6 protein-coding genes are annotated in these 8,126 nt (G+C 32.5%); all 6 read left to right on the top strand.

Annotation, left to right across the window (positions count from 1 at the left end; genetic code table 11):
• The first annotated feature begins 131 nt into the window (after window positions 1-131).
• The 6 genes from ACJAX4_RS19855 to ACJAX4_RS19830 all read left to right on the top strand — a co-directional run bounded on the left by ACJAX4_RS19855 (window position 132) and on the right by ACJAX4_RS19830 (window position 7,719).
• Complete coding sequence (locus ACJAX4_RS19855) at window positions 132-1,028, top strand: carbohydrate ABC transporter permease (RefSeq protein WP_435791170.1); 897 nt, start codon at window positions 132-134, stop codon at window positions 1,026-1,028.
• Window positions 1,029-1,039: 11 nt separating this feature from the next.
• On the top strand, window positions 1,040-1,915 hold the full coding sequence (locus tag ACJAX4_RS19850) for a carbohydrate ABC transporter permease (RefSeq protein WP_435791169.1): 876 nt from the start codon (window positions 1,040-1,042) through the stop codon (window positions 1,913-1,915).
• A gap of 30 nt (window positions 1,916-1,945) precedes the next feature.
• Window positions 1,946-3,298: a GH1 family beta-glucosidase gene (locus ACJAX4_RS19845; protein WP_435791168.1), complete on the top strand. Its 1,353-nt coding sequence runs from the start codon at window positions 1,946-1,948 to the stop codon at window positions 3,296-3,298.
• A 188-nt stretch (window positions 3,299-3,486) separates the two neighbouring features.
• Window positions 3,487-4,902, top strand: a complete 1,416-nt coding sequence (locus ACJAX4_RS19840; RefSeq protein ID WP_435791167.1) for a sigma-54 interaction domain-containing protein — start codon at window positions 3,487-3,489, stop codon at window positions 4,900-4,902.
• A gap of 214 nt (window positions 4,903-5,116) precedes the next feature.
• Window positions 5,117-6,295 carry an alanine dehydrogenase gene (locus ACJAX4_RS19835; RefSeq protein ID WP_435791166.1) on the top strand — a complete coding sequence of 393 codons (1,179 nt, stop codon included), beginning with the start codon at window positions 5,117-5,119 and terminating at the stop codon, window positions 6,293-6,295.
• 14 nt (window positions 6,296-6,309) lie between these two features.
• The gene (locus tag ACJAX4_RS19830; protein WP_435791165.1) at window positions 6,310-7,719 is read left to right on the top strand and encodes a Na+/H+ antiporter NhaC family protein; all 1,410 of its coding nucleotides are present in this window, start codon (window positions 6,310-6,312) and stop codon (window positions 7,717-7,719) included.
• The last annotated feature ends 407 nt before the right edge of the window (window positions 7,720-8,126 follow it).

Here is an 8,126-nt window from a genome sequence, read left to right as displayed (position 1 = left end):
GTCACTCATCTATGCCCATATAAATACAATAATTCAATATATACCAAGAAGGTTTCTTTTTGAAATGATGAGATTCTAAGAATGAGTGAGATATCAAGAGTAATTTATAATATAGAGAGGAAGGTGACATTTTGGCTAAAGCTAGAATAAATAAAGAGAAATACGGATTACTATTTATTGCTCCGTTCTTTATTACATTTTTAACCTTTCAATTATATTCAATGCTATATTCTCTTTATGTAAGTTTTCTTAAATGGGATGGAATGTCTAAGCATGTTGAATTTGTAGGAGCTGCAAACTACTCAAGATTATTTTCAGATTCGATTTTTATAAAGACTGTAGCAAATACATGGATAATGTGGCTAAGCGCCGCTATTCCTCAAATGATTTTAGCATTAACATTAGCTGTTTTATTAAATGATGCGAGACTAAAAGGTAAGGATTTTTTCAGATCAGTGTATTTCTTTCCTAATTTAGTTACAGCAACTTCAATTGGTATATTGTTTGCATTCTTATTTGATTGGCAAGCAGGGTCGGTAAATAAGATATTAATAAATATGTATTTAATAAAGGAACCAATAAACTTTCTTATGAGTGAAGGTTACTCTAGAGGTATAGTTTCTCTCACTTCCTTCTGGATGTGGTTTGGATACAGCATGCTAATATTTATGGCGGGAATGAAAAATATACCTGAAGAACTTTATGAAGCGGCGACTGTAGATGGAGCTAGTAAAATACAATCTTTCTTTTCTATAACAATTCCATTATTAAGGCCGACAATTTTATTTTCAGTGATAACATCATTAATAGGAGGAATGCAATCCTTTGATATACCATATGCACTAACAAAGGGCGCAGGAACACCTGACAACTCAACAATGACAATGGTTATGTATCTTTATAGAACTGCATTTTCAAACAATAATTATGGTTATGGTGCTGCTGTGGGATATGCGTTATTTCTAATGATACTAGTATTTGCAATAATATCCTTTAAGTTTATAAACAAAAATGCTGATTATGAATAGAGGGGGTAGAGATGAAACATAATATTGTAGTAAAAACAGATATAAAACCAATGGAAACAAAGCAAACAAGTAGTTTGATTAAGAAGGCAATTTTATATATAGCTTTGACTGCACTTGCCATTTTATGTTGTTTACCATTTTTTATAATGATAATTAATGCAACTCATACTAATCTTGAAATAGCTACAACACTGTCTTTAAAACCTGGGTCTGCACTTATGACGAATTATAATAGGTTATTAGAGAGTCAACCTATTTGGAAGGGTTTCACAAATAGTTTGTTTTTGGCAAGTTGTGTTACGGTTGTAAGTGGTTACTTTAGTGCATTAACTGCCTATGGATTTTCTAAATTTAAATTTAAGGGTAATAATATTTTATTTTGGGTGCTACTCGGAACTATGATGATACCTACCCAATTAGGGATTATAGGATTATTTCAATTAGTGAAAAATTTACACTTGCTAGATTCTTATTTGCCACTAATAATACCAGCTATTGCAACACCAGCATCGGTATTTTTCATTAAAGGATATACAGATGGTGCTATTAGTGATTCACTTATAGAAGCTGTTAGAATAGATGGATGCAATGAGTTTGTTATATTTAACAAGATGGTTTTACCATTAATATTCCCATCCGTTGCAAAAATGTCTATATTTACTTTTATTAATACCTGGAATAACTTCTTAATACCTTTAATATTACTATTTGATCAGAATAAATTTACACTTCCAATAATGGTAATGTCGGCTAGAGGAACATACCAGACAGAATATGGCGTTGTTTTCACCGGTGTAGCTATTTCAATTGTACCTATAATGATAGCATTTATTTTCTTGTCAAAGAAAATAGTGGGAGGACTCACTGTAGGAGGCGTAAAGGGATAATAAAGCAAGCTATTAAAGGAGGGAATACAAATGGGTTTTCCAAAGGATTTCGTATGGGGGGCGGCTACGGCAGCCTACCAAATTGAGGGCGCTGCATTTGAAGGCAAAAAAGGAATGTCGGTATGGGATAATGCATGCAAAATAAAGGGGTTCGTAAAAGATGGGCACACAGGAGCTATAGCCTGTGACCATTATCATAGATATAAAGAAGATGTTCAATTAATGAAGGAAATGGGTCTGAATTCATATAGATTGTCTATTTATTGGCCTAGAATATTACCCAGTGGAATAGGTAAAATCAATGAAGAGGGACTTGATTTCTACGAAAGGTTAATTGATGAATTATTGGAGAATGGGATTACTCCTTATATAACACTATTTCATTGGGATTTTCCACATGAATTATTCTTAAAAGGTGGATGGTTAAATGAAGATAGTTCTGATTGGTTTGCAGAGTACACAAAGGTCGTAGTTAAAAGACTGTCTGATAGAGTTAGCCATTGGATTACACAAAATGAACCTCAATGTTTTATAGGCCATGGTCATGGGAATGGATCGCATGCTCCAGGCCTAAAACTAAGTAATAGTGATATATTGTTTGCATCACATAATTCTCTTTTAGCTCATGGGAAATCAGTTCAGGCGATCAGAAAGTTATCAAAAGTTCCTTGTGAAGTTGGTTACGCCCCAGTTGGTATAACATCTTTTCCGGACACTGATACACTAAAAGATATAGCGGCTGCAAGAAAGCACATGTTTGAAATAACTACGCCTAACCAATGGGGAAATACTTGGTGGATGGATCCAGTTTTTTTAGGGAAGTATCCTGAAGATGGACTTAAAGTTATGGAAAAGTGGCTACCTAAAATAAAAGCTGATGATATGAAAACTATCTGTCAACCTTTAGATTTTTTAGGGCTTAATATTTTTCAGGGCACAAGAGTAAAAATGGATGAAAATAACCATGCTAAAGTAGTTGAAAATAAGGTTGGACATGAACAAACCTTAAATAGATGGTCAGTAACCCCCGAATCTCTTTATTTTGGACCTAAGTTCTTTTATGAAAGATATGGGAAACCTATACTTATAACTGAAAATGGAATGTCAAATGTAGATTGGGTAAATTTAGATAAAAAGGTTCACGATCCACAAAGAATTGATTTTCTACATAGATATTTGAAAGAATTTAAAAGAGCAAGTGAAGATGGTGTAGACACAAAAGGTTATTTTGATTGGTCCTTAATGGATAATTTTGAATGGTCAGAAGGCTACAATGAAAGGTTTGGTTTAATATACGTAGATTATGAAACAGGAAATAGAACAGTGAAAGACTCAGGACATTGGTATAAAACAATTATTGATAGTAATGGAGAGTTACTTTAATAATAGTAGTAGTAGTAGTAATATACTAAAGCACCAAAGATTTATTCTAGTCTTTGGAGCTTATTTTTTTCCTCACATGGCAAGCAAGCTTATAAGTTGTTATTTTTTCAATTAATTACCAAATAAATTTTACAGAGCTGAAAAACTAATGATATACTTAAATTAAAGGGAAGTAATATTTAAGGTAAGTGTGGGGGGGGTTAATCATAGAAATATTTGAAAATCTTTTTAATAACAGAGGATATATAGATGGAATTACTATTATTAATGTTGCAGGTGAAATTTTATTTTCAGCAAAACTTAACAACAAACTAAATTCACCCAGGGAAGATAATCACGAGGTTGTAGGAAAGAATTTTTTTGATATATATGAGAAACTAACTACAGAAAATAGTACTACTTATAAATCTATGGAAATAGGAGTGCCAATATATATTGAAAACCAAATACTTAAGCTTAAAGAGAAAAAAGATATAAAAATAACATCTTTATCTATTCCTATTAAATCGGGGAATAGAATAGTAGGAGCTATTGATTTATCTTCCTCGGAAATAGAAAATAAAGATAGTACAAATATAATTAAAATAGATAGCGGAATATTTAAAAATGCTAATGAAATAAAACTTCATGATAGCGAAACATATGCAATGTACTCTATTGATAGTATTATCTCTAATAATAAAAAAATGATTGAGCTTAAAGATCATATAGAAATAGCTGCAAACTGTGACGTTCCCATTATGATATATGGAGAAACCGGTACGGGAAAAGAAATGTTTGCTCAAGCTATACACAATTCAAGTAAAAGAAAAAATGCTCCATTTATTGCTCAAAATTGTGCGGCAATACCAGATAATCTGCTTGAAAGTATTTTGTTTGGAACTGCAAAAGGGGCATTTACAGGTGCAATAGATAACATAGGATTATTAGAGCTTGCAGAGGGTGGAACCCTTTTTTTAGATGAAATAAACTCTATGCCTATTCATCTTCAACCAAAATTACTTAGGGTTTTGCAAGATGGAACATTTAGAAGTGTAGGCTCAAAAGAGGTTAAAAAAATTAATATTAAGATAATATCAACTCTTAATATTGAACCAAGGGAAGCTATTAAGTTAGGACAGTTAAGAAGAGACATTTACTATAGGTTAAGTGTTATGATTATAAAAATTCCACCATTAAGGGAGCGATTGGACGATATACCTCTTCTAGTAAATTATAATATTAGCAAATATAATAAAGTTTTTCACAAAAACATAAAGTATGTTTCTAAACAACTTTTCTCAAAACTTAAATCATATGATTGGCCAGGTAACATAAGAGAACTAGAACATGTAATAGTCTATGGTTTAAGTACCGTAAACAAAACTAAGCAACAACTAGAATTTTTGGATATAGAGGGTAAATTCAAAGAGCTTATGGAGATGAATCACAGTGATAAAAAACCTCAAATAATTTCGCTTAGAGAAAATATGGAGAACTATGAAAAATCTTTAATAGAAAGAGCTCTTTTATCAAGTGAATATAATGTGACAACGGCATCAAAATTACTTAACGTTCCAAGACAAACACTACAAAGAAAAGTTAATTATTACAAACTGAAATGAATTTTAATTTAAAATAATTAAATATTAAAGTATGATTTTATGTAATAATATAAAAAGCCCATAGATGAGCATTTAAATGTTTGTTTATGGGCTTTTTGTATTAATTTACAAGTGAAATTACTATGAATCCTAATACCTTCGCCGATGATTTTTTTGGCATAGTTATTGCTAAAGTATATAATAAGCAAAATTAATTATCTTGGGAGGTATTGAAATGATATTTGGAGTACTGAAAGATGTTAAAGTTGGAGAGTATAGGGTGATAGCAACACCTGTAGAAGTAGCTTCTATTAAACATGATGGCCATATTGTTCTTGTTGAAAAAGATGCGGGATTAAATGCAGGCTTTAGCAACCAGGAATATGTGAATGAAGGTGCTGAAATAGTAGAAACAGTCCAGGAGATGTATGCTAGATGTGATTTGATAGCAAAAGTTAAAGAAATCCAAAAGGAAGAGTATCATTTACTCAGAAAAGATTTAATATTATATACCTGTATTCATCCCGCTGCACATGAAGAAGAAGTCCAGGCTATTATTGACAGTAAAAGCATTGCATTTACAGCAGAAGATTCTCACAGATACGGATCAGTTAACTGTGAGGCAGCAGGAAAGCAAGGGGCTTTAATGGGATTATACTCAATGCTTACTATTAATGGAGGAAAGGGCAAATTTGTAAGTGGTTTAGCGGGAGCTCCAGGAATCAAAGTTCTTATACTTGGAGGCGGAATAGTTGGAAAGTCTGCACTACAAGTTCTTCAGTCATTAGGAGCTTGGTGCACATTAATGGATGTTAATATGGCAACCTTAAGAGAAATTGGAAAACTATATAATGAAAAAGTTAACACCCAATTTTCGACTAAAGAAAATATCAAGAAATTACTTCCTGAAATTGATATGGTAATAAATTGCGTGAAATGGCCCAAGGGAAATTTAGATTACTTGATTGATCGTGACATGCTTAATCTAATGGGAAAAGGATCTGTAATCGTAGACATAAGCAATGATGACAAAGGTGCTATAGAATCTTTTCATGAAACTACACATGAAAACCCTACATATATAGAGAATGGAATAGTTCACTATTGCGTAGGTAATATACCTGGTTGCATTGCTAATTCAGTATCCGTTGCATATGCTGCGTCTGTATTACCACATCTTCGATCAATTCTTAACTTAGGTATAAAAAAAGCTTGCATCAAAGACGGCTATTTAAGACGAAGTTTAATTGCGTACAAAGGATATATTACTCATGAAGAAACAAGTGCAATTCAAAATAGGCCTTGGGTAAGACCTGAAGAAATATTAAATATATTAGACGAGAAACTAGATCCTGCACCACCGGCTACGATGACAAGATCAGATAATTTTTTAAAATCTAATTTATTATTTTAAAGGGGGAAGTTAAAATGGAAGCAGGTCAAAGTTTAGGTATTATATCATTATTACCAGCAACAATTGCTATTATATTAGCTTTCAAAACGAAAAATGCTATATTTTCGCTAGCGGTTGCTTGTCTTATAGGAGTATTAGTTATGGGAGAAGGTCTTCTCGGATTTCCAACTCTATTAAAAGTATCTTTAGGTACTACTAGTTTTTCTTGGATATTACTATTAGAGTTATTTATTGGTATATTAATCGCATTTTTTCAAAGGACTGGTGCTATTCAAGGTTTTACTAAAATTATGGATGATAAAAAACTTAGTAGAGTAGGTATACAACTAGTCGCGTGGTTTATGGGTATGTTTGTATTTTTTAGTGATTATTTTAGTCCATTGTTTGTAGGTTCTACGATGAGAGGACTTTCTGATAAAGCAAAGATATCACGCGAAAAATTAGCTTACATCGCAGATTCTACATCTGCACCCGTGAGTGTAATGGTTCCAATCACTGGTTGGGCAGTATTTATTTCAGGGTTACTTGTTGGAATGGGTCCTATAAAAGATGGTCCTGAAGCAATGATGGTATTTACAAAAGCAATTCCATTTAACTTTTATGCCATATTGGCTGTTATTTTTGTGGGACTAACAGCTATGAAAATCATTCCAGAGTTTGGCCCTATGAAAAAAGCGGAAGACAGGGCAATAAACGAAGGGAAAGTATTTGCAGATGGTGCAGAGCCATTATTAGGTGAAGAATTAACTGATACACCTGTATACGAAGGATTTAAGGTTAACGTGCTATTAACCTTTATACTTCCAGTATTAATAGTAATTTCTATTGCAGTGGGAACGTTTATAGTTCTTAAATCGGCTAAAACTATGGAGGCCTTTTTAGCAGCAGCTATTGTATTGGGTATTATTATGAGAATTAAAGGAATCCCATTTAATGAAATTATGAAAACTGCAATGGCAGGGATGAAAGGTGTAATGCCTGCTATTATAATATTGGCACTTTCATATTCAATCAATAATTTAAGCAAGAGCATGGGCACAGCTAATTATATTATTTCATTAACGGAAGGTTGGTTAGTTCCAAGTTTGTTACCTGTATTAACATTCGTTCTAGCAGCAATTATTGCTTTCTCTACAGGGACATCATGGGGTACTTTTGCAATAGTAATGCCTTTGTCAGTACCGCTTGCTTTTATATTTACAGGTAATGTGGTTACTCCATTAGTACTAGCTACTATTGCAGCAGTTGCCGGGGGAGGAGTATTTGGAGATCACTGTTCTCCACTTTCAGATACGACTGTTTTGGCATCTACTGGTGCTGCTTCTGACCATATGGATCATGTTAAGACACAATTGCCTTATGCATTGACGGTTGCAGTGGCTGCTACAATACTTTATTTAATTATTGGTTTCATGTTTGGTTAATAAATTTAGTAAGTTGTAGCCTAGCGTATCTCAGTGCGAAATATTGAATTATTTAAACGTATAGTTAGTATTATGAGCATAATCTACTTAGAACACTTGTGTTCATAGATTATGCTCATATTTATGTGATAGAATATTCCTTGTCGTCGCAAAAGCGGTGGCGAAATAAATTAAATGTTTATTATTATTCAATTAGGTTTTAAATGAAAATGAATTTTAAAAACTTGTTGACAGATAAAGAAACATCTAGTATTATAGTAGAAGTCGTCAGCAATTGACGGATACAAAAAACAAATTGGTCTTTGAAAATTAAACAGAGAAATAGGTAAAGATAGCAAAATAATATTTTGCTAAACCAGTTAATTACTTTAGTAAATAAAGTGAATTTTAGTCGTAAGACTAAATAG

Source organism: Clostridium sp. (genome assembly GCF_051278035.1).
In the GTDB taxonomy this organism is placed as follows: domain Bacteria; phylum Bacillota; class Clostridia; order Clostridiales; family Clostridiaceae; genus Clostridium_AD.
Note: the sequence above shows the minus strand (reverse complement) of the source record. Positions and strands in the feature narration are given on the sequence as shown.